General features: G+C 56.7%; 20 protein-coding genes. 9 read left to right on the top strand and 11 right to left on the bottom strand.

What is annotated here, in order from left to right:
- Positions 1–21 precede the first annotated feature (21 nt).
- A complete protein-coding gene (locus tag QOM08_RS09305; RefSeq protein ID WP_047227223.1) occupies positions 22–1266 on the top strand; it encodes a lipoprotein-releasing ABC transporter permease subunit in 1245 nt (414 codons plus the stop codon).
- Positions 1267–1450: 184 nt separating this feature from the next.
- Here QOM08_RS09305 and QOM08_RS09310 read toward each other — a convergent pair whose 3' ends face one another.
- Positions 1451–2803 (bottom strand): heavy metal sensor histidine kinase, encoded by a 1353-nt coding sequence (locus tag QOM08_RS09310; protein WP_316912859.1) that lies wholly within the window; start codon positions 2801–2803, stop codon positions 1451–1453.
- The gene (locus QOM08_RS09315; RefSeq protein WP_047227225.1) at positions 2800–3480 is read right to left on the bottom strand and encodes a heavy metal response regulator transcription factor; all 681 of its coding nucleotides are present in this window, start codon (positions 3478–3480) and stop codon (positions 2800–2802) included. The genes QOM08_RS09310 and QOM08_RS09315 overlap by 4 nt, the downstream gene beginning before the upstream one ends.
- A gap of 151 nt (positions 3481–3631) precedes the next feature.
- Here QOM08_RS09315 and QOM08_RS09320 point away from each other — a divergent pair, with 151 nt between their 5' ends.
- Positions 3632–4153, top strand: a complete 522-nt coding sequence (locus QOM08_RS09320; RefSeq protein WP_288916199.1) for a cupredoxin family protein — start codon at positions 3632–3634, stop codon at positions 4151–4153.
- Positions 4154–4214: 61 nt separating this feature from the next.
- Entirely contained in the window at positions 4215–5045 is an 831-nt protein-coding gene (gene queF, locus QOM08_RS09325) for an NADPH-dependent 7-cyano-7-deazaguanine reductase QueF (RefSeq protein WP_139050702.1), read from the top strand.
- A 168-nt stretch (positions 5046–5213) separates the two neighbouring features.
- Here the strand turns inward: queF and QOM08_RS09330 are convergent, their stop codons facing one another.
- Together QOM08_RS09330 and QOM08_RS09335 are read right to left on the bottom strand one after the other, a co-directional pair.
- Entirely contained in the window at positions 5214–5477 is a 264-nt protein-coding gene (locus tag QOM08_RS09330; RefSeq protein ID WP_047227228.1) for a DUF4404 family protein, read from the bottom strand.
- A gap of 109 nt (positions 5478–5586) precedes the next feature.
- Positions 5587–6207 carry a hypothetical protein gene (locus tag QOM08_RS09335; protein WP_047227229.1) on the bottom strand — a complete coding sequence of 207 codons (621 nt, stop codon included), beginning with the start codon at positions 6205–6207 and terminating at the stop codon, positions 5587–5589.
- 199 nt (positions 6208–6406) lie between these two features.
- On the opposite strand from QOM08_RS09335, the gene QOM08_RS09340 reads away from it, so the two are divergent.
- The 3 genes from QOM08_RS09340 (at position 6407) to rssC (ending at position 9105) form a co-directional block, all read left to right on the top strand.
- On the top strand, positions 6407–7096 hold the full coding sequence (locus QOM08_RS09340) for a VacJ family lipoprotein (RefSeq protein WP_310663052.1): 690 nt from the start codon (positions 6407–6409) through the stop codon (positions 7094–7096).
- Positions 7097–7441: 345 nt separating this feature from the next.
- Positions 7442–8623, top strand: a complete 1182-nt coding sequence (gene rssB, locus QOM08_RS09345) for a two-component system response regulator RssB (protein ID WP_316912860.1) — start codon at positions 7442–7444, stop codon at positions 8621–8623.
- Entirely contained in the window at positions 8623–9105 is a 483-nt protein-coding gene (gene rssC, locus QOM08_RS09350) for an anti-sigma factor antagonist RssC (RefSeq protein ID WP_047227232.1), read from the top strand. The genes rssB and rssC overlap by 1 nt, the downstream gene beginning before the upstream one ends.
- Before the next feature lie 211 nt (positions 9106–9316).
- Here the strand turns inward: rssC and tal are convergent, their stop codons facing one another.
- Both tal and dusA read right to left on the bottom strand, forming a co-directional pair.
- Positions 9317–10243 (bottom strand): transaldolase, encoded by a 927-nt coding sequence (gene tal, locus QOM08_RS09355; RefSeq protein WP_316912861.1) that lies wholly within the window; start codon positions 10241–10243, stop codon positions 9317–9319.
- A 178-nt stretch (positions 10244–10421) separates the two neighbouring features.
- On the bottom strand, positions 10422–11441 hold the full coding sequence (gene dusA / locus QOM08_RS09360) for a tRNA dihydrouridine(20/20a) synthase DusA (RefSeq protein ID WP_316912862.1): 1020 nt from the start codon (positions 11439–11441) through the stop codon (positions 10422–10424).
- A 102-nt stretch (positions 11442–11543) separates the two neighbouring features.
- Here dusA and QOM08_RS09365 point away from each other — a divergent pair, with 102 nt between their 5' ends.
- From QOM08_RS09365 to QOM08_RS29060, 3 genes are all read left to right on the top strand, one after another.
- Positions 11544–12650 carry a site-specific integrase gene (locus QOM08_RS09365; protein WP_316912863.1) on the top strand — a complete coding sequence of 369 codons (1107 nt, stop codon included), beginning with the start codon at positions 11544–11546 and terminating at the stop codon, positions 12648–12650.
- An 88-nt stretch (positions 12651–12738) separates the two neighbouring features.
- Entirely contained in the window at positions 12739–13896 is a 1158-nt protein-coding gene (locus QOM08_RS09370; RefSeq protein WP_316912864.1) for a DUF262 domain-containing protein, read from the top strand.
- Between the two features lies 1 nt (position 13897).
- Positions 13898–14569: an MAE_28990/MAE_18760 family HEPN-like nuclease gene (locus tag QOM08_RS29060; protein WP_410479128.1), complete on the top strand. Its 672-nt coding sequence runs from the start codon at positions 13898–13900 to the stop codon at positions 14567–14569.
- Here the strand turns inward: QOM08_RS29060 and QOM08_RS09375 are convergent.
- From QOM08_RS09375 to QOM08_RS09395, 5 genes are all read right to left on the bottom strand, one after another.
- A complete protein-coding gene (locus QOM08_RS09375; RefSeq protein ID WP_316912865.1) occupies positions 14505–15578 on the bottom strand; it encodes a DNA cytosine methyltransferase in 1074 nt (357 codons plus the stop codon). The genes QOM08_RS29060 and QOM08_RS09375 overlap by 65 nt on opposite strands.
- Positions 15579–15745: 167 nt before the next feature.
- On the bottom strand, positions 15746–16024 hold the full coding sequence (locus tag QOM08_RS09380) for a pyocin activator PrtN family protein (RefSeq protein ID WP_316912866.1): 279 nt from the start codon (positions 16022–16024) through the stop codon (positions 15746–15748).
- A complete protein-coding gene (locus QOM08_RS09385; RefSeq protein WP_316912867.1) occupies positions 16021–16563 on the bottom strand; it encodes a phosphohydrolase in 543 nt (180 codons plus the stop codon). The genes QOM08_RS09380 and QOM08_RS09385 overlap by 4 nt, the downstream gene beginning before the upstream one ends.
- Complete coding sequence (locus QOM08_RS09390; RefSeq protein ID WP_316912868.1) at positions 16560–16781, bottom strand: hypothetical protein; 222 nt, start codon at positions 16779–16781, stop codon at positions 16560–16562. Before QOM08_RS09390 ends, QOM08_RS09385 begins: the two co-directional genes overlap by 4 nt.
- Positions 16778–17206 (bottom strand): hypothetical protein, encoded by a 429-nt coding sequence (locus QOM08_RS09395; RefSeq protein ID WP_316912869.1) that lies wholly within the window; start codon positions 17204–17206, stop codon positions 16778–16780. Before QOM08_RS09395 ends, QOM08_RS09390 begins: the two co-directional genes overlap by 4 nt.
- Between the last annotated feature and the right edge of the window lie 15 nt (positions 17207–17221).

Below are 17221 nucleotides of genomic sequence, written 5' to 3' on the forward strand. Positions count from 1 at the left end.
TTTTCATACGGTGCCCCGCGAATGTTCAGACCGTTATCGATCTTCATCGGCACGCGCTATACCCGCGCCAAGCGCCGCAATCGCTTTGTTTCGTTCATTTCCATGACCTCGATGATCGGCCTCGCCCTGGGGGTGCTGGCGATGATCGTGGTGCTGTCGGTGATGAATGGCTTCCAGCGCGAAATGAGCTCGCGCATCCTGGGCATGGTGCCCCACGCCACCATCGTCGGCGTCAAGCCGATCGACGACTGGCAGCCGGTGGCTGCCGCGGCGCTGAAAAATCCTGAGGTGATCGCTGCCGTGCCGTTCACTGAAATGGAAGGCATGCTCAGCCATAAAGGCGCGATGCAACCGATCCAGATCAGCGGCATCGACCCGGCCCAGGAAGGCAAGGTATCCATCGTCGCCCAGCATATTGTCCAGGGGCGTCTCGATGCCTTGAAACCGGGCGAGTTTGGCGTAGTGATCGGCGAAATCACTGCTCGGCGCTTCCGTTTGAACGTCGGGGACAAACTGACCCTGATCGTGCCGGAAATCAGCACCGCGCCGGGTGGCATCACCCCGCGGATGCAGCGCTTGAATGTGGTCGGCGTGTTCAAGGTAGGCGCCGAGCTGGACGGCTCCATGGCGCTGATCCACGTGGCCGACGCCGCGCAAATGCAGCATTGGCAGCCCAACCAGGTGCAAAGCGTGCGCCTGGCGGTCAAGGACCTGTACGCAGCACCGCGAGTTTCCGGCGACATCGCCACGGGCCTCGGCGCGGACTACAAGGCCGACGACTGGACCCACACTCAGGGCAGCCTGTTCAGTGCCATGAAGATGGAAAAAACCATGATCGGCCTGCTGTTGTTGATGATCGTCGCGGTGGCGGCCTTCAACATCATCGCGACCCTGATCATGGTGGTGAACGATAAGGGCGCGGATATCGCGATCCTGCGCACCATCGGCGCCACGCCGCGGCAGATCATGGCGATTTTCATGGTTCAGGGTACGGTGATTGGCGTGGTCGGCACGCTGATCGGCGGCGTGCTGGGGGTGATTGCGGCGCTGAACGTCAGTGATTTAGTGGGTTGGGTGGAAAGGGTCACTGGCCAGCATATTTTCAGTTCCGACGTGTATTTCGTCAGCAACCTGCCCTCGGAGCTTCAACGCGGTGATGTGGTGCTGATCTGCTCGGCCGGGTTCATCCTGAGCTTCCTCGCCACGGTTTACCCGGCCTGGCGTGCGGCGAAGGTCGAGCCGGCACAGGCGTTGCGCTATTCCTGAATCAGCGCAAAACCTTGTGCCAAGGGCGACACTCTCTGTGGCGAGGGGATTTATCCCCGCTGGGCTGCGAAGCAGCCCCAATACAGTCAACTCAACCTGCCTGCTACACCCAGGTGCCAGGGTTTAGGGCCGCTTCGCGACCCAGCGGGGATAAATCCCCTCGCCACCAGGGTTTGCGTTGGGCTTAATCCCCCTTGGGCAACTCGATCAAAAACCGCGTCCAGCCATCGGCCGATTCGCAGCGGATCTGCCCGCCATGGGCGCGGACGATGGAGCGGGTGATGGCCAGCCCCAGCCCGGCGTGTTCACTGCTGCCTTCCTGGCGGGCCGGGTCGGCGCGATAGAAACGGTCGAACAAACGCGGCAGCAAGTGCGCTGAAATCCCGTCACCGCTGTTCTCCACGTTCACATGCACCAGCCCAACGCCCTCGACAATATGTACTCGTACTTCGCCACCGTCAGGCGTGAAGCGCAAAGCATTGTCCAGCAAATTGGACAGGGCCCGGCGCAGCATGCTGCGGTCTCCGTCGATGCGGCCGTTGCCTTCACGGCTCAAGCGGACGTGGGCGTCTTCGGCCAGCGGGGCGAAAAACTCCAGCAGCAGATCCACTTCCTGAGCCAGTTCCAGCGGTTCGCGGCTGGGTGCCAGCAAGCCGTGGTCAGCCTTGGCCAGATAAAGCATGTCGTTGACCAACTGCGCCATCCATTGCAGCTCTTCAAGATTGCTGTGCAGTGCTTCGCGATAATCCTCCAGCGAGCGTTCGCGGGTGAGGGTGACCTGGGTGTGGGTCAACAGGTTCGATAAAGGGGTGCGCAGTTCATGGGCGATGTCGGCAGAGAACGCCGAGAGCCGTTGAAACGCATCATCGAGACGTCGGAGCATGTCATTGATGCTGTGGGCCAGTTCCGCCAGTTCGGCGGGCATGTGTTCTTCCGGCAGTCGGGCATTAAGCGAGCGGGCCGAGACGCTGCCGGTGATGGCCCCCATACGCCGCAACGGTCGCAAGCCGCGGCGGGCGGCCCAGGCGCCGAGCAGGGCGGTAGCCAGGGCCGAGAGGCCGACCGTCAGCCAGATCAGGCGCTGCATGCGTTGCAGGAAGTGCTGGTGGTGGGTGATGTCCAGCAGCAGCGTCAGTTGCGGCGAGTCGGGGCGGTCGGGGTACAGCGGTGCATTCAATACCCGGTAGTCAGTGTCGGCATCGCTGAGAGTGGACAGGCCGGGACGCTCCGGCAACTGAGCCGGAATCCGCAGCGAACTGTCGTACCAGCGCACGCCATCGCTATCTTTGATGCGCAAGGCCAGGTCGGCCTGGCGACTGAGTTCATCTGCCAGACGGCTTTGGGTTTGTTCGGCATCCAGCCCCTGCAGGGCGCGACGCAGGCCGATCAGTTTGCCTTCGAGCAGTTGCTGATCCAGCTCGATGAAGTGCGCCTCGCTGCCACGGCTGAACAGCACGCCGGCAAACAGGGAGACCACGGCGGTGCAGGCGGCGAACAGCAGCGCCAGCCGGCTGCTCAGCGACCAACGCCCCCTCACAGGTTGCGCTCTTCAAGGACATACCCCATGCCCCGCACGGTGTGGATCAGCTTGCTGGGGAAATCGTCGTCGATCTTGATTCGCAGGCGCCGTATCGCGACTTCGATGACGTTGGTGTCGCTGTCGAAATTCATATCCCAGACCTGGGAAGCAATCAGGGATTTGGGCAGGACCTCGCCCTGGCGACGCAGGAGCATTTCCAGCAACGCGAACTCCTTGGCCGTGAGGTCGATGCGCTGGCCGCTGCGTTCGACGCGGCGGCGGATCAGGTCCAGGCGCAGGTCCGCCAGTCGCAAGCTGGTTTCCTGGGGCGTCGAACTACCACGGCGCAACAGGCTGCGGACTCGCGCCAGCAGTTCGGAAAAGGCAAAGGGTTTGACCAGGTAATCGTCGGCGCCCAACTCCAGGCCATGCACGCGATCCTGGACCGCATCCCGCGCGGTGAGAAACAGCACCGGCGTATCCAGGCCGGCCCCGCGCACGGCCTGCAAAATCTGCCAGCCATCGCGGCCGGGCAGCATCACATCGAGGATCAGCAAGGCATATTCACCGCTCAAGGCCAATTGCTGGCCGGTAATGCCATCGGCCACCAAGTCGGCGTTGAACCCGGCTTCGGTCAGGCCCTGGCGCAGGTATTGGCCGGTTTTGGTTTGGTCTTCGACGATCAGCAGTTTCATGGGCAGCTCAAGGCGTTGTTGGAACGAGGGCGTTATACCGCGTCGGACGTGGCCGTGGCTCTACCTGACAAAGTTGTAATCGAGCCGTAAGCCGATTGGCAGGTGTGCAGAGATAGAGTTCTCACACGCTGAATCTGACAGGAGTATGGACATGTTAATGGCAAACCGCTTGATCCTGACCGCCTTTGCACTGGTGCTCAGTACGCCCACGTGGGCTTCACCGGGCCATTTTGATTTCGGCCAGCCTGCCTCGGCGGCCAAGGCCAGTCGCAGTATCGATGTGGTGATGGGGGACATGACCTTCGACCCCGCTGCACTTGATATCAAGGCTGGCGAGACCGTTCGGTTCGTGCTGATCAATAAAGGTCAGTTGCTGCATGAGTTCAACCTGGGCAATGCCGCGATGCACGCCCAGCATCAGCAGGAAATGCTCAAGATGCAACAGAGCGGACAACTGACCCCGACCGCAATGAAGCAAGGGATGGCCCATGACTCCATGGGGCACGGGGAGGCCGGCATGCGCCATGAAGACCCCAACAGTGTGCTGGTGGAGCCGGGCAAAACCGCCGAGCTGACCTGGACCTTCAACAAGGCCATGCGGCTGGAGTTCGCCTGTAATGTGCCCGGCCACTACCAGGCCGGGATGAAAGGCAAGCTGACAGTCAGTCAGTAAGCACTCAAAGGCTGGGGCAAAGGCTGATAGAATTGGCTGATTCTTCAGTCAGGTTTCCGTCATGCATCCCGCAGCCGAACATTCGCCGCTGGGCAAATCCAGCGAATACATCGCCACGTACACGCCGTCACTGCTGTTTCCGATCCCGCGCACCGCGAAATGGGCGGAACTGGGCCTGACGGCCGAGACCCTGCCGTACAAGGGCGTGGATTTCTGGAACTGTTTCGAGCTGTCATGGCTGCTGCCGTCTGGCAAACCGGTGGTTGCCATTGGTGAATTCGCAATCGCGGCGGATTCACCAAACATCATCGAATCCAAATCCTTCAAGCTGTACCTCAACTCGCTGAACCAGACGCCCTTCGCTGATACCGCGAGCCTGGAAGCAACCCTGCGTCAGGACCTGTCGGCGGCCGCCGGTAAACCGGTGGGCGTGCGCATCCGCAGCCTGAAGGACGTGGAAAGTGAAGGGGTCGTGGCATTACCCGGCGTGTGCATCGATGACTTGGACATCACCGTCGACTCCTACGAGCATCCGCGCCCGGAGCTGCTGCGCTGCGATGATTCGCGCATCGTGGAGCAAAGCCTGCACAGCCATCTGCTCAAATCCAATTGCCCGGTGACGAGCCAGCCGGACTGGGGCAGCGTGGCGGTGCAATATCGCGGTGCGGCGCTGGACCCTGCCAGCCTGTTGGCCTACATCGTCAGCTTCCGCCAGCATTCGGATTTCCACGAACAGTGCGTGGAGCGGATCTTTCTCGACCTGCAACGCTTGCTCAAACCGGAAAAATTGACGGTGTATGCGCGCTATGTGCGGCGGGGTGGGCTGGACATCAACCCGTATCGCAGTACCGAAGAGGTACAGCTGCCGAACCATCGCCTGGTCCGGCAATAAATAATCCTGTGGGAGCGAGCCTGCTCGCGATGAGTCAGGCACATTCAGCATTGATGTTGGCTGAGCCACCTATCGCGAGCGGGCTCGCTCCCACAGGGGGTTGCATTTCATATCGTGAAAAATGAAAAGCCCCGCTATCAATAGCGGGGCTTTTTTGCATCTGGGGGTTCAGATTCCCATGTTGCCCAAGGCTTGTACGATATTGCGCAACGTCCCGGCAATAGTGGGGTGATCCAGTTCGAAGCGCTCGACGGCCAGGTTCACACCATCGACCAGGTCGGCATTCTGAAGCGAATTATCCAGTTCGATCTCGGCTTCGAGCTGAATCATCAGTTGATGCAGATTCTCGCGCTCCGGTTCGGAAAGCGGCGGGTTCTGTTCCAATTGCTCGCGCAGTTCATCAAGTTGTTTCTGCAATTCGCGGGCAGGCATTGGCGTACTCCCTTTATTGATAGGCACAGCCATGGACCGCGACGGTGCGTCAAAAGTCCGTGGCTTGCTTTAAGAGTAATCCACCCTCGTGCACCCTGCATGATCTCGGTCAGGGCTTTTCACCTTTGAGCCGACGCAGGCTGATATCCGCCAGGCAGGTGTCGAGTTCACCCAAGTGATCGATCACCGAATGCACCCCCAGGCCGAACAACTGCACGGTGGCCTTGGCGCGCTTGGTCTCCCGTTCCTGTTGGCTCAGGAGCTGCCATTCGTTCGGCGCCAGGCCACACAGCGAGCCGCAGGACGCCAGCCCGATGGTCCACAAGCCTGCATTGAGCCCCGACTGCAACAAGCGCGGCTCGCCGCTGACCAGCACGCAACCGTCCAATTGCTGGACGTTCAACGCCATCAAGGCCTGCCAACAGGCATGCGGGGCCGGCCACGGATAATTTGTTGCGGGAAGTTGCGGCGATTTGATCCACGCCGGTAACGAAGCAGCCAGGCTATGACTGATGGCAGGTGGCAGTTCGTCGAGCCAGGCGCAGGGAATCTCCTGAAGCTGCAAAAGGCGCAGGCTTTCGAGGGCGCCGGGGGTTGGCTGCGAATGCTCGGTGGGCACTGCGCCTGCCTGTCGCGCCCTTGCCCCGAAATCCACCAGACAACCGCTCAAGCCAAACAGTACGGCGGTCAGGCTGGGGGCGGGCAGGGGCAGGGTTTCGGCGCGGGGCATGGGAACGTCCTTGAAATATCCCGCAGCCTAACGTGCCTCAATGACAGTCCAATGACAGTGAAATGAAGGCGCCGGGTGCGGAAAAATCCTACGAGCAGCTTCTCTTTCAGTGCTGTCTATCCAAGCGTTCCGCTTTATACTAGCCCCCTTACCGCCTGGGCTCGGCGCCCTTGCCTGAATAATCCAAGGAGTTTTCCCTATGCGCTGGAGCCATTGTCTAGCTCAGCTGTGTTTGTCTGCCTGCGTCCTGCTGGCTCCCTTCGCCGCCCAGGCCGCAACGGAAGACGATCCTTGGGAAAGCATCAACCGCCCGATCTTTACCTTCAACGACACCGTTGATACCTACGCACTCAAGCCGCTGGCCCAGGGTTATCAGTACGTGACGCCGCAATTTCTCGAAGACGGAATCCACAACATGTTCCGCAACATCGGCGACGTGGGCAATCTGGCCAACAATGTCCTGCAGGCCAAACCGGCTGCAGCCGGGGTCGACACGGCCCGGTTGATCTTCAACACCACCTTCGGCCTGTTGGGGTTCTTCGACGTGGGCACCCATATGGGCCTGCAACGCAGCGATGAAGATTTCGGCCAGACCCTGGGTTATTGGGGAGTCGGCAGTGGCCCGTACGTGATGCTGCCGTTGTTGGGACCAAGCACCTTGCGTGACGCGCCGGCCAAGCTTGTCGATGACTACACGGCCCCTTATCGTTACATCGACAACGTCTCGGTGCGTAACTCGATCTTCGGTCTGAACATCGTCGATACCCGCGCCAGCCTGTTGTCCGCCGAAAAACTGGTGAGTGGCGACAAGTATGTGTTTATCCGCAACGCCTTCCTGCAGAACCGTGAATTCAAGGTCAAGGATGGCCAGGTCGAAGATGATTTTTAATTTCGCCCGGTAACCCCAGGAAGGCGGCCTCAGGGCCGCCTTCTTTGTTTTGAGGCACTGTTTAAGCAGGGATCGAACCTTCCATTGAGTTACGCTTCGCTCGGTTCTTATAACTCTCTGTACTTTGACAAACCAAGACGGCAAGCGGCTATCTGCATGAGCTTGAAACGCCCCGCGGATGGGAGTACCGTCTGCGCCTTAGAAGGGCACCTCTGATGTAACTGTGTGTAGGACAAGGGCCTACATCCGGTACGACAGAGAGGCTAGAAAGCGAATCCAGTAGTGAGCGCCAGGCCCAGTTGCCCAGCCCGCTACGCCAACCTAATTCTGGCGCCGTTTGCCCACATGCCAAAAACCAGTGCCACGCTGCTGATAATCGATGATGACGAAGTGGTGCGAGCCAGCCTCGCAGCCTACTTGGAAGACAGTGGTTTCAGCGTCCTGCAGGCCAGCAACGGTCAACAGGGTCTTCAGGTATTCGAGCAAGACAAGCCCGACCTGGTCATCTGCGACCTGCGCATGCCGCAGATGGGCGGACTCGAACTCATTCGCCAGGTCACCGAGATTTCCTCGCAGACCCCGGTCATCGTGGTTTCGGGTGCGGGCGTGATGAACGACGCGGTTGAGGCGTTGCGCCTGGGCGCGGCCGATTACCTGATCAAGCCCCTTGAAGACCTGGCGGTGCTCGAGCACTCGGTGCGTCGGGCCTTGGACCGTTCGCGCCTGTTGGTGGAGAACCAGCGTTATCGCGAGAAGCTGGAAACCGCCAACCGCGAGCTGGAAGCCAGCCTGAACCTGTTGCAGGAAGACCAGAACGCCGGCCGCCAGGTGCAGATGAACATGTTGCCGGTCAGTCCCTGGACCGTCGACGATTTCCGTTTTGCCCACCAGATCATCCCGTCTTTGTATCTGTCGGGGGATTTCGTCGACTATTTCCGGGTCGATGAACGTCGAGTGGCGTTCTATCTGGCGGACGTTTCCGGCCATGGCGCTTCGTCAGCGTTCGTCACGGTACTGTTGAAGTTCATGACCACGCGCCTGCTGTTCGAATCCAAGCGCAACGGCACGTTGCCTGAGTTCAAGCCATCAGAAGTCCTTGGTCATATCAACCGGGGCCTGATCAGTTGTAAGCTGGGCAAACACGTGACAATGGTCGGTGGGGTCATCGACGAGGAGACGGGTTTGTTGACCTATAGCATCGGCGGTCATCTGCCGTTGCCTGTGTTGTATACGCCTGACAGTGTTCGTTACCTGGAAGGGCGTGGTTTGCCGGTGGGCCTGTTCAATGAGGCCACTTACGAAGACCACGTACTGGAACTGCCACCGACCTTCAGTTTGACGCTGATGTCTGATGGCATTCTGGACCTTTTGTCAGAACCTACACTCAAAGAGAAAGAAGCGGCCTTGCCTGAACGGGTAAGCGCAGCGGGCGGCAGCCTGGAAGGCTTGCGTCAAGTGTTTGGATTAGCCACGCTAGGGGAGATGCCGGATGATATCGCCCTGTTAGTGTTGAGCAGGAATCTTTGATGAGTACCGGTAGAATCCAGTTCGCCGAGCAGGACGGCACCTTTGTCCTGAAGTTTGTCGGTGAAGTGCGCCTGACCCTCTGTTCGGCGCTGGATGCGACTATTGAGCGGATCTTCACCGCGTTGAACTTCAACGCCATCGTGATCGACCTGACCGAAACCCGCAGCATCGACAGCACCACCCTGGGCCTGCTGGCCAAGCTGTCGATCCTGTCGCGGCAAAAGGTCGGCCTGCTGCCGACCGTGGTCACCACCCACAACGACATCACCCGGTTGCTGCAATCCATGGGCTTTGACCAGGTATTCAATATCGTCGGCGATCCCGTGCCATGCCCGGAGTGCCTGGACGATCTGCCCGATCAGGATCAATCGGAAGAGGAAGTGCGGATCAAGGTGCTTGAGGCCCATAAGATCCTCATGGGGCTGAACGACTCCAATCGTGAAGCGTTCCATGACCTGGTGAGTGCGCTGGAGCGGCCCTGATTCATAGGTTTTGCGTAGACTGAGCGGGCCTCATCGCGAGCAGGCTCGCTCCCACAAGGTCTCGCATCGACCACGATCTCCGAATCTGCCCAAATCCCCCTGTGGGAGCGAGCCTGCTCGCGATGGCGGCCGGCCAGCCGCCACCTTCCCAAGCCTATAAAAAAGGGCGAACCCACCCAGGTTCGCCCTTCGTTATGACTTCGAAATCACCTCAAAGCTTGGCTTGCAGCAACGCCTCAAGCTTCTCCTGGTCCCGCGCGAACTGACGAATGCCTTCAGCCAGTTTCTCAGTCGCCATGGCGTCCTCGTTGGACAACCAGCGGAACTGCGCTTCATTGAGGCTCAAGCGCGCTTCGCCGGCTTGTCCAGGTGCCAGCTTGCGTTCCAGCTTGCCCTCGTCGACGGCCAGTTTCTCCAGCAGATCCGGGCTGACCGTCAAACGGTCGCAGCCGGCCAGTTGCTCGATCTGGTTGAGGTTGCGGAAGCTTGCGCCCATGACCACGGTCTTGTAGTCATTGGCCTTGTAGTAGTTGTAGATACGCGTCACCGACTGCACGCCCGGATCATCGGCACCGGTGTAGTCGTTGCCGTTGGCCTTCTTGTACCAGTCGTAGATGCGGCCGACAAAAGGCGAAATCAGGAACACGCCGGCATCGGCGCAAGCCGCAGCCTGGGCGAAGGAGAACAGCAGCGTCAGGTTGCACTGGATGCCTTCACGCTCCAGCTGCTCGGCGGCGCGAATACCTTCCCAGGTGGACGCGATCTTGATCAGCACGCGATCGCGGCCAACGCCGGCCTTTTCGTACAGGTCGATCAGGCGATGCGCACGTTTCAACATGGCCTCGGTGTCGAACGACAGACGCGCATCCACCTCAGTGGAAATACGCCCCGGAATCACCTTGAGAATCTCTTGCCCGACCGCCACGCCAAAACGGTCGCTGGCCAGGCCCACATCGCCCTTGCAATCGGCCACACAGGCGTTCAGCAGCTCGGCGTAGCCTTGAATGGCCGAGGCCTTGAGCAGCAGGGAAGGGTTGGTGGTGGCATCCACGGGTTTAACGCGGGCGATGGCTTCGAAGTCGCCGGTATCGGCCACTACGGTAGTGAATTGTTTGAGTTGTTCCAGCTTGGAAGTCATGAGCGTGCTCTGTCCTATGGGTCTGTTGACATTACCCGAGGGCCGGCAGCCACTCAAGGGCGTGAAGGGGGATCGATGGCCCCAGCGGCAACAACCTGAAAACGGATGTTTGAAAGGCCGGGGCGGGTATCGGTAGATACGATGCCAAAACAGGACTCAGGTTCAAAGCAAGTGACAGTTAGCGTCCTTCCAGCATGCCCGCCGCCTGATCCAGCAGCGCCAGCGGGTCTTTGGTTTTGTGGATGTCCACCGACAACAACTGCCGAAAACGGCGCGCCCCAGGAAACCCGGTACCCAACCCCAGTACATGGCGAGTGATGTGATGCATCGCCCCGCCGGCGTCCAGGTGCTTGGCGATATAGGGCCGCAACTGCGCCAACGCCTCGGCCCGACTGATGACAGGCGCGCTGCTGCCAAACAGTTGTTGATCCACCTCGGCCAGCAGATACGGGTTGTGATACGCCTCGCGCCCCAGCATCACACCGTCGAATGTCTGCAAATGCTCGTGGCAGGCTTCCAGCGTCTTGATCCCGCCGTTGAGCACAATCTCCAGCTCCGGGAAATCCTTCCTCAGCTGTGCCGCCACGTCATACCGCAGCGGCGGGATCTCACGGTTCTCCTTGGGCGACAGCCCCTCCAGAATCGCAATCCGCGCATGCACGGTAAAACTCGTACAACCGGCGTCACGCACCGTCCCGACGAACTCACACAACTGCTCGTAACTGTCCCGCCCGTTGATCCCGATCCGATGCTTGACCGTCACCGGAATCGACACAGCATCACGCATCGCCTTCACACAATCGGCCACCAGCTCAGGATGCCCCATCAGGCATGCACCAATCATGTTGTTCTGCACGCGATCGCTTGGGCAGCCGACGTTGAGATTGACCTCATCATAGCCATGCTCCTGAGCCATCCGCGCGCACGCGGCCAAGTCGGCCGGGACACTGCCGCCGAGTTGAAGCGCCAGGGGATGCTCGGCTTCATGGTGACGCAGGAAGCGCTCGTGATCGCCGTTGAGCAACGCGCCAGTGGTAACCATCTCGGTGTAGAGCAGGGCGTGCTTGGAGAGGATGCGTAGGAAGAACCTGCAGTGGGGGTCAGTCCAGTCCATCATCGGCGCAACGCTGAAGCGGCGGGACGGCTCTTTGCGGGATGATCCAGTATTTACGGGGACTTCAGGTTTCTCTACATTCATTGATACTGATCTTTTATACAGTGGTTTTTACCCATTTTTCCTTGTTTTTGGATAGCAGTTGCTACATTGTAGCAACCGGTCTCGGCAATGTAGCAACTGGATATGGGCACGATCACATCACGCAAGCGCAAGGACAATTCGACGGCCTACACGGCGCAGATACGGATTAATCGGGACGGGAAGACAGTTTATCAGGAAAGCCAAACCTTCGACCGGAAGCAGGTGGCTCAGGCGTGGATCAAGCGACGGGAGACGGAGCTGGCCGCGCCAGGTGCTATCGAACGTGCGAACCGGAAGGGGGTGACCATAAAGAAAATGATTGATCAGTACCTGGAGGAATACGAGAAAATCCGGCCGCTGGGGAAGACTAAGCGAGCAACCCTGACGGCGATCAAGGAGACGTGGCTGGGCGAGGTCGATGATTCAGCGCTGAATAGCCAGAAGCTGGTGGAGTTTGCTCATTGGCGGATGAGCAAAGAGGGGGGCGGTGTCCAGGCGCAGACGGTCGGGAATGATCTATCGCACCTTGGAGCGGTCCTTTCGGTCGCTAGGCCGGCCTGGGGGTATGAGATAGATCCGCTTGCCATGACTGATGCTCGAAAGGTGTTGCGTAAGCTCGGAATGGTCACCAAGAGCAAAGAGCGCAATCGCCGGCCTACTCTTGATGAGTTGGACAAGCTGATGAAACATTACTTTGAAATGCAGACTCGGGGTAATAACTTGATCCCCATGGCAAAAATAATCGCTTTTGCTCTCTTTTCGACACGCCGGCAGGAAGAAATCACGCGGATACGCTGGGAGGACATCGACGAATCTAGGCAGGCGGTGCTGGTTCGAGACATGAAGAACCCTGGTCAGAAAATAGGTAACGACGTCTGGTGTCACTTGCCGGACGAGGCATGGGCGATCCTGAATTCAATGCCCAAAGTGGAGAGGGAGATTTTCCCTTTCAACGGTAAATCGGTATCAGCCTCCTTCACCAGGGCTTGTCCGTTGCTGGGGATAGAAGACCTTCATTTTCATGACCTCCGGCATGAAGGGGTGAGTAGGTTGTTTGAGATGGACTGGGACATTCCTAGAGTGTCTAGCGTCTCGGGGCATAGAGATTGGAACTCGCTGCGTCGCTACACACATCTGCGAGGGCGAGGAGATCAGTACAAAAACTGGCGTTGGCTGCTGCGCCTAACGAGCGATCCCAGCCCTCTATGATCACAAAAAATTATTTTACTGCTAGTGTCGGTAGCGTTAGTCTGTGGCAAGATGCTATTAACTTCTCAGAATATCGAATGGAATTTCAATGTCTATCCCAATGGAAGATCTTAGAAAAGAATTGCAGGTTGCTCGCACGGATGAACATCGGCAGCAAGCGCTGGCGAAAATGGAAGATCTTCGTCTTCAGGCCGAGAACTCAATACGAAGTGCGCAAAAAAACATTGCCTATAGCACTCGCGAGTTTCCGATTGAAACAATTTTACAGAAATATCAAGACGGAAAAGAAACTGAGGAAAATGAGCTTTTCATCCCTGATTACCAACGTGACTACAAATGGGATGTAAAAACACTATCTCGCTTTATTGAAAGCATATTATTAGATTTCCCTATTCCATACATATACATAGCTAACGTTTCTGCAGAAGATCCGGAGTTGGATGGTCGCGTAGAAATTATTGACGGGTCGCAACGTATACGTGCCTTGGATTATTTTGTAACTAATCAAGTGTCGTTGCAAGACTTAAAGGAGCTGAAGGCTCTGGAGGGTTTCTATTTTGATGACCTGCCTGCTGGTCGTAAAAGACGATTTCTGCGTGAAACCTTGAGATTTGTAGAATTAAAAGGTGAGGTGAGTGAGTCTCACAGGAGGGATCTCTTCGAGCGTATAAATTCTGGTATGAAGAAGCTGGTAGGTGCTGAGACGAGGCACGGTTCAGAATTTGCCTCTTCTCCATTTTACAAGCAAATTATTGTGCCGTGTTCTGATGATGCACTTTTCTCGAAGCTTGCTCCTCTTTCTAACAAGAAAAAATCAAACGGAGATCACCTTGAGCTGGTGACGAGATACTTTGCGTATCTCAACGATCTAGCATCATATGATGGCAAGGTTCTGCAGTTTCTCGAGGAGTTTCTTGCTAAAAGCGTCGCGAGGGATGATAACGCTATCGCGGCTGACTTCGCCGAGTTCAATAAAACTATGCAGTTCATTGATACTCATTTTGCAATGGGATTTAGAAGAACTCCGACCAGTAAAACAACCCCTAGGGCGAGGTTTGAAGCTATAGCGGTGGGTGTGGCATTGGCTTTGCGAGAGTCGCCACATATAACGGCGCCTGCTACCCCAGTTAGCGAGTGGCTGTTTAGCGAAGAGTTTCAATCAGTGATAAGTGCGGATAGTGCAAACAATAAAAGTCAGCTTTTGGCGCGTATCGACTACGTGAAAAATAGAGTTATGGGGGGGTAGAATGTTAGAAGCTGTCAAGGATGAATTCAATAAGCGGTCGGAAGAAATTGATACGTTATACTCCCATATAATCGAATTGGATGGGGAGACAAATGAAAGGCTGAGAGAGTCGTCTGTTGGGCTTATCTCTATACTCGCATCTTCGTTATGTCTCATGTTGTATAATCAAGTGGAATCGACCGCCTTTTCTTGTGTGGAATCTATTTATGATAGTGTGCACGAAAGGCGCATTAGCTTTAATAGGCTGGTGCCAGGATTCAAGAAGAAAATTCTAAATGATTGTAAGCAATCGTACCATTCGGTAGAGAGCTTAATGTTAAGCTTTCATAACAATGACATATCGGAAGTGATCGCCCGCACTTCACTAAAGCTTGAAAAGGTTTTTAGCGGGAATGTCGATGCCAGGAAATTGCGAGAGGTGCTCGGGTATTATCATCTTGCAGTGTCTGGGCCGTCTCCTTTAAATCAAGGGGCTGAATTGCTAAATCTAAAAATCGCAAGGAATTCTCTTGCTCATGGCTCCGCATCGTTCGAAAAATACGGGCGGAGCTTGACCGTGTCAGATTTAGATGATCTGCGGAATAATATCAGAGAGTATATGTCACATGTTATTTCTCTGACGGAGTGTTACTTGGAGGCGGAAGCATATTTAGATCCCTCAAATGCTGCATAAATGTCTCCCCGATAACCTCACCTAACCGAACTGGCACAGCATTACCAATCATTGTTCCAATGGTGCGGGTAGAAATTTCTGTGCCCGGCTCGAAAAACTCATAGTCGTCAGGAAATGATTGCAATATCGCCATTTCTCGTAGAGATAACGCCCGATCCTGCTCGGGATGACCGAACCTGCCTGTGCCATATCCATAGCTCTGCGTTGTTATGGTGGGACTTGGTTTTTCCCATTGCATCCGACCGTATACGCTCGCGTAAGTAGACCCGGATGCCTTTGCATGACAGGCTGCGCGCAATGACTCGGGCCAATCTCTCCATGTTCCGCCAGGGATAGAGCATTTTATTCGCTGAAGGTTCATGGGGTTCAGTGAGGCAGCGTAATGTAGTGAGTCATCGGTATGTCTTTCTCCGGCTTCAAGCGGGGGGAGGTGGCCGATAGCTGATCTGACTGTATTGAATTGTTCGGGGGTTAATTTCGGCGGAGCGATCTTTATTTGCCCTAATCTGGATGCGACAAGAACCAAACGTTTTCTTAATTGATGTAGACCATATTCCGCGCAAGATACTACTCTGTAGTCTACCTTGTAACCTTCAAGTATTAGTGTTTTTACGAATTTCAGGTAAACGGAGTGGGTCCTAAGTTGCGGTACATTCTCCATGGTAACGAGTTCCGGCTTGCACTCTAGAATCAAGCGCTGGAACTCTCTAAGAAGCATCCACTTGTCATCGTCCGTTTTGCGGGTACTTGAATATTTCGAGAATGGTTGGCATGGAGCGCAGCCGGCAAGAAGTTTAAGATCTCCGTTTCCTAGCCATCCGTTTATCTCCGTGCTAGTAATCTCAGTGACAGATTTTCCAATAAATACAGAGTCAGCATTATTTTTTTCATAGGCGTATCTGCAAGCTTGATCAAAGTCGACGCCATAGGTGACATTAATCCCAGAGTTTTTAAGTCCTCGGGTTAATCCCCCGGCTCCGCAAAATAGATCGACAGCTGTAACGGTCATTCAGGTCACTCAGTGGTCAAAAGCAGGGACGTATGGTACAGATTTTTTCAGATGAAATCGATCTTGCTATCGGCAAAATCAGTGGTTTTACACGAAAGGTGAGCTAATTTGTGGGCGCCTCATCAGCAATTGCTAGGCCTGACGAGGCGCACAGGTGTGGCGCAACGTCACCAGCGTTTCACTGGGCGGCCCATCAGTTGGTCTTGCTCCTTTATAGCTCGTTCCCTTTGCTTGTCGATGTACGCAGCGAGGTCCTGAAGATGGACGCCTAAAGCGGCTTTTTGTGTATCTGCTCCCAGCCGGACTATAGGTATGTCAATCTCTCCCGTCAGCCGTTTATGCTTGAATTTTTCTACAGTGAGGTGCATGTAGTCCGCACAAATCCGATCAATGGGTATAACAGCCTGGCCGTTGTATTGGGCCATCAGAAGAAAAAGTGTGTTCACACCGCTCTCCTCCAGTGCTCAATAGCGAGCTGGTCCATCAGACGCTGGTGGTAGGTGAGCCGGGCTTCGGTGGGGGGCCATGGCCGGATGCGTTCGGCTGCAGGCTCAACGCCGGCAAGGCAATCCCAGGTGGCCGGATCGGGAGGCATCAGGTCGCGGCGTTCGGTGGCTAGGGCGATCAAGTCGGCTTGGCGCACGCTTGCGGGGAGGACGATTTCCAAGCCAAAGCGCTCGCAAACACGCCCCCTTATGACGTCCTCGAAGCCACGGTAATAAGGCATCCACTCCTTGAGTGGCCGGGTCATGTCGCCCAGGTACGCCTCGGTGGCATCATGGAGGAGGGCGGCAAGCTTGTGCTCGGTCGGCACCAGATCCGCAACCAAGCAACTATGCTGGGCCACGCTGTAGAACTCGCGGGTGTGGCCGTTGAAGCGGCACAGGTGAGCCAGCGAGTGAGCAATGTCCCGTGGGTCGATCATGTCGGCGTCCGGCTCGAACAGGTCGAAGCGTTTGCCGGTATGGGTCAGGATCCAGTTCATGCGGCCTCCTTGACCAAATCGGCAAGCAGCAGCGCGTTTTGGGTGTCCATGTGCAACTGGCGCAGGGCGTCGTAGCCGATCAGCTGTGATAGTTGCCGGTCGAACTCTTTGCGGAATCGAGTCACTTCGCGCAGTTCGGCGGTGGCTTTGGCGTGTTGCTGGTGCAGCACGCCGGCATCTTGAGGTGAGAGGCGTAACATCGGGCAATGACGGCTCATGCTGCGTCCTCCACTTTGACCTGATCCAGCAAAGCGGCCATGCCAAGTGCTTTTTCGCGCAGGTCGAGCGCCTGCTGTGCCTGTGCTTTCGAACTCATGGCGCGGAAAGTGTCAGAGGCTAGCCTGAGTTTTTCGGCGATCTGCATAAGCGTTTGGCGCTCTTGAGGGCCGAAGGCTTGGCTTTCACCCAGCTGTTTCGCGTGGGCAGCGAGGTGCTTGTGATCGGCGCGGATGAACTGGAGGGCTGCCTCCAGTTCGCGGATGGTTTTGGCGTTGGCGGCGCGTTCGTCGTTGGTGCCCTCTACGATACCTGCCATGTGACCTTCAACGCGGCCGTCAAGAAGGCCGCCTCGATAGCCCGTCCAGTAGATGAGACCGTAGCCTAGGATCAGGCCGATCAATGCGCAGATTTGAATTGCAGTCATGTGGTGTGCTCCAGG

The sequence above is a fragment of the Pseudomonas sp. P105 genome (assembly GCF_032614175.1).
GTDB classification, from domain to species: Bacteria; Pseudomonadota; Gammaproteobacteria; order Pseudomonadales; family Pseudomonadaceae; genus Aquipseudomonas; species Aquipseudomonas rhizophila.

What these genes read in the sequence shown, in the direction of transcription:
- QOM08_RS09335 (WP_047227229.1), bottom strand. Translation starts at nt 6,207, where the DNA reads ATGCCCCGCGCCGAAACCCTGCCCCTGCCCGCCCCCAGCCTGACCGCC.
- rssC (WP_047227232.1), top strand. Translation starts at nt 8,623, where the DNA reads ATGAGTACCGGTAGAATCCAGTTCGCCGAGCAGGACGGCACCTTTGTC.
- QOM08_RS09395 (WP_316912869.1), bottom strand. Translation starts at nt 17,206, where the DNA reads ATGACTGCAATTCAAATCTGCGCATTGATCGGCCTGATCCTAGGCTAC.
- QOM08_RS09320 (WP_288916199.1), top strand. Translation starts at nt 3,632, where the DNA reads ATGTTAATGGCAAACCGCTTGATCCTGACCGCCTTTGCACTGGTGCTC.
- QOM08_RS09330 (WP_047227228.1), bottom strand. Translation starts at nt 5,477, where the DNA reads ATGCCTGCCCGCGAATTGCAGAAACAACTTGATGAACTGCGCGAGCAA.
- QOM08_RS09365 (WP_316912863.1), top strand. Translation starts at nt 11,544, where the DNA reads ATGGGCACGATCACATCACGCAAGCGCAAGGACAATTCGACGGCCTAC.
- queF (WP_139050702.1), top strand. Translation starts at nt 4,215, where the DNA reads ATGCATCCCGCAGCCGAACATTCGCCGCTGGGCAAATCCAGCGAATAC.
- QOM08_RS09390 (WP_316912868.1), bottom strand. Translation starts at nt 16,781, where the DNA reads ATGAGCCGTCATTGCCCGATGTTACGCCTCTCACCTCAAGATGCCGGC.
- QOM08_RS09305 (WP_047227223.1), top strand. Translation starts at nt 22, where the DNA reads ATGTTCAGACCGTTATCGATCTTCATCGGCACGCGCTATACCCGCGCC.
- QOM08_RS29060 (WP_410479128.1), top strand. Translation starts at nt 13,898, where the DNA reads ATGTTAGAAGCTGTCAAGGATGAATTCAATAAGCGGTCGGAAGAAATT.
- QOM08_RS09315 (WP_047227225.1), bottom strand. Translation starts at nt 3,480, where the DNA reads ATGAAACTGCTGATCGTCGAAGACCAAACCAAAACCGGCCAATACCTG.
- QOM08_RS09370 (WP_316912864.1), top strand. Translation starts at nt 12,739, where the DNA reads ATGTCTATCCCAATGGAAGATCTTAGAAAAGAATTGCAGGTTGCTCGC.
- QOM08_RS09340 (WP_310663052.1), top strand. Translation starts at nt 6,407, where the DNA reads ATGCGCTGGAGCCATTGTCTAGCTCAGCTGTGTTTGTCTGCCTGCGTC.
- QOM08_RS09385 (WP_316912867.1), bottom strand. Translation starts at nt 16,563, where the DNA reads ATGAACTGGATCCTGACCCATACCGGCAAACGCTTCGACCTGTTCGAG.
- tal (WP_316912861.1), bottom strand. Translation starts at nt 10,243, where the DNA reads ATGACTTCCAAGCTGGAACAACTCAAACAATTCACTACCGTAGTGGCC.
- QOM08_RS09375 (WP_316912865.1), bottom strand. Translation starts at nt 15,578, where the DNA reads ATGACCGTTACAGCTGTCGATCTATTTTGCGGAGCCGGGGGATTAACC.
- rssB (WP_316912860.1), top strand. Translation starts at nt 7,442, where the DNA reads ATGCCAAAAACCAGTGCCACGCTGCTGATAATCGATGATGACGAAGTG.
- dusA (WP_316912862.1), bottom strand. Translation starts at nt 11,441, where the DNA reads ATGAATGTAGAGAAACCTGAAGTCCCCGTAAATACTGGATCATCCCGC.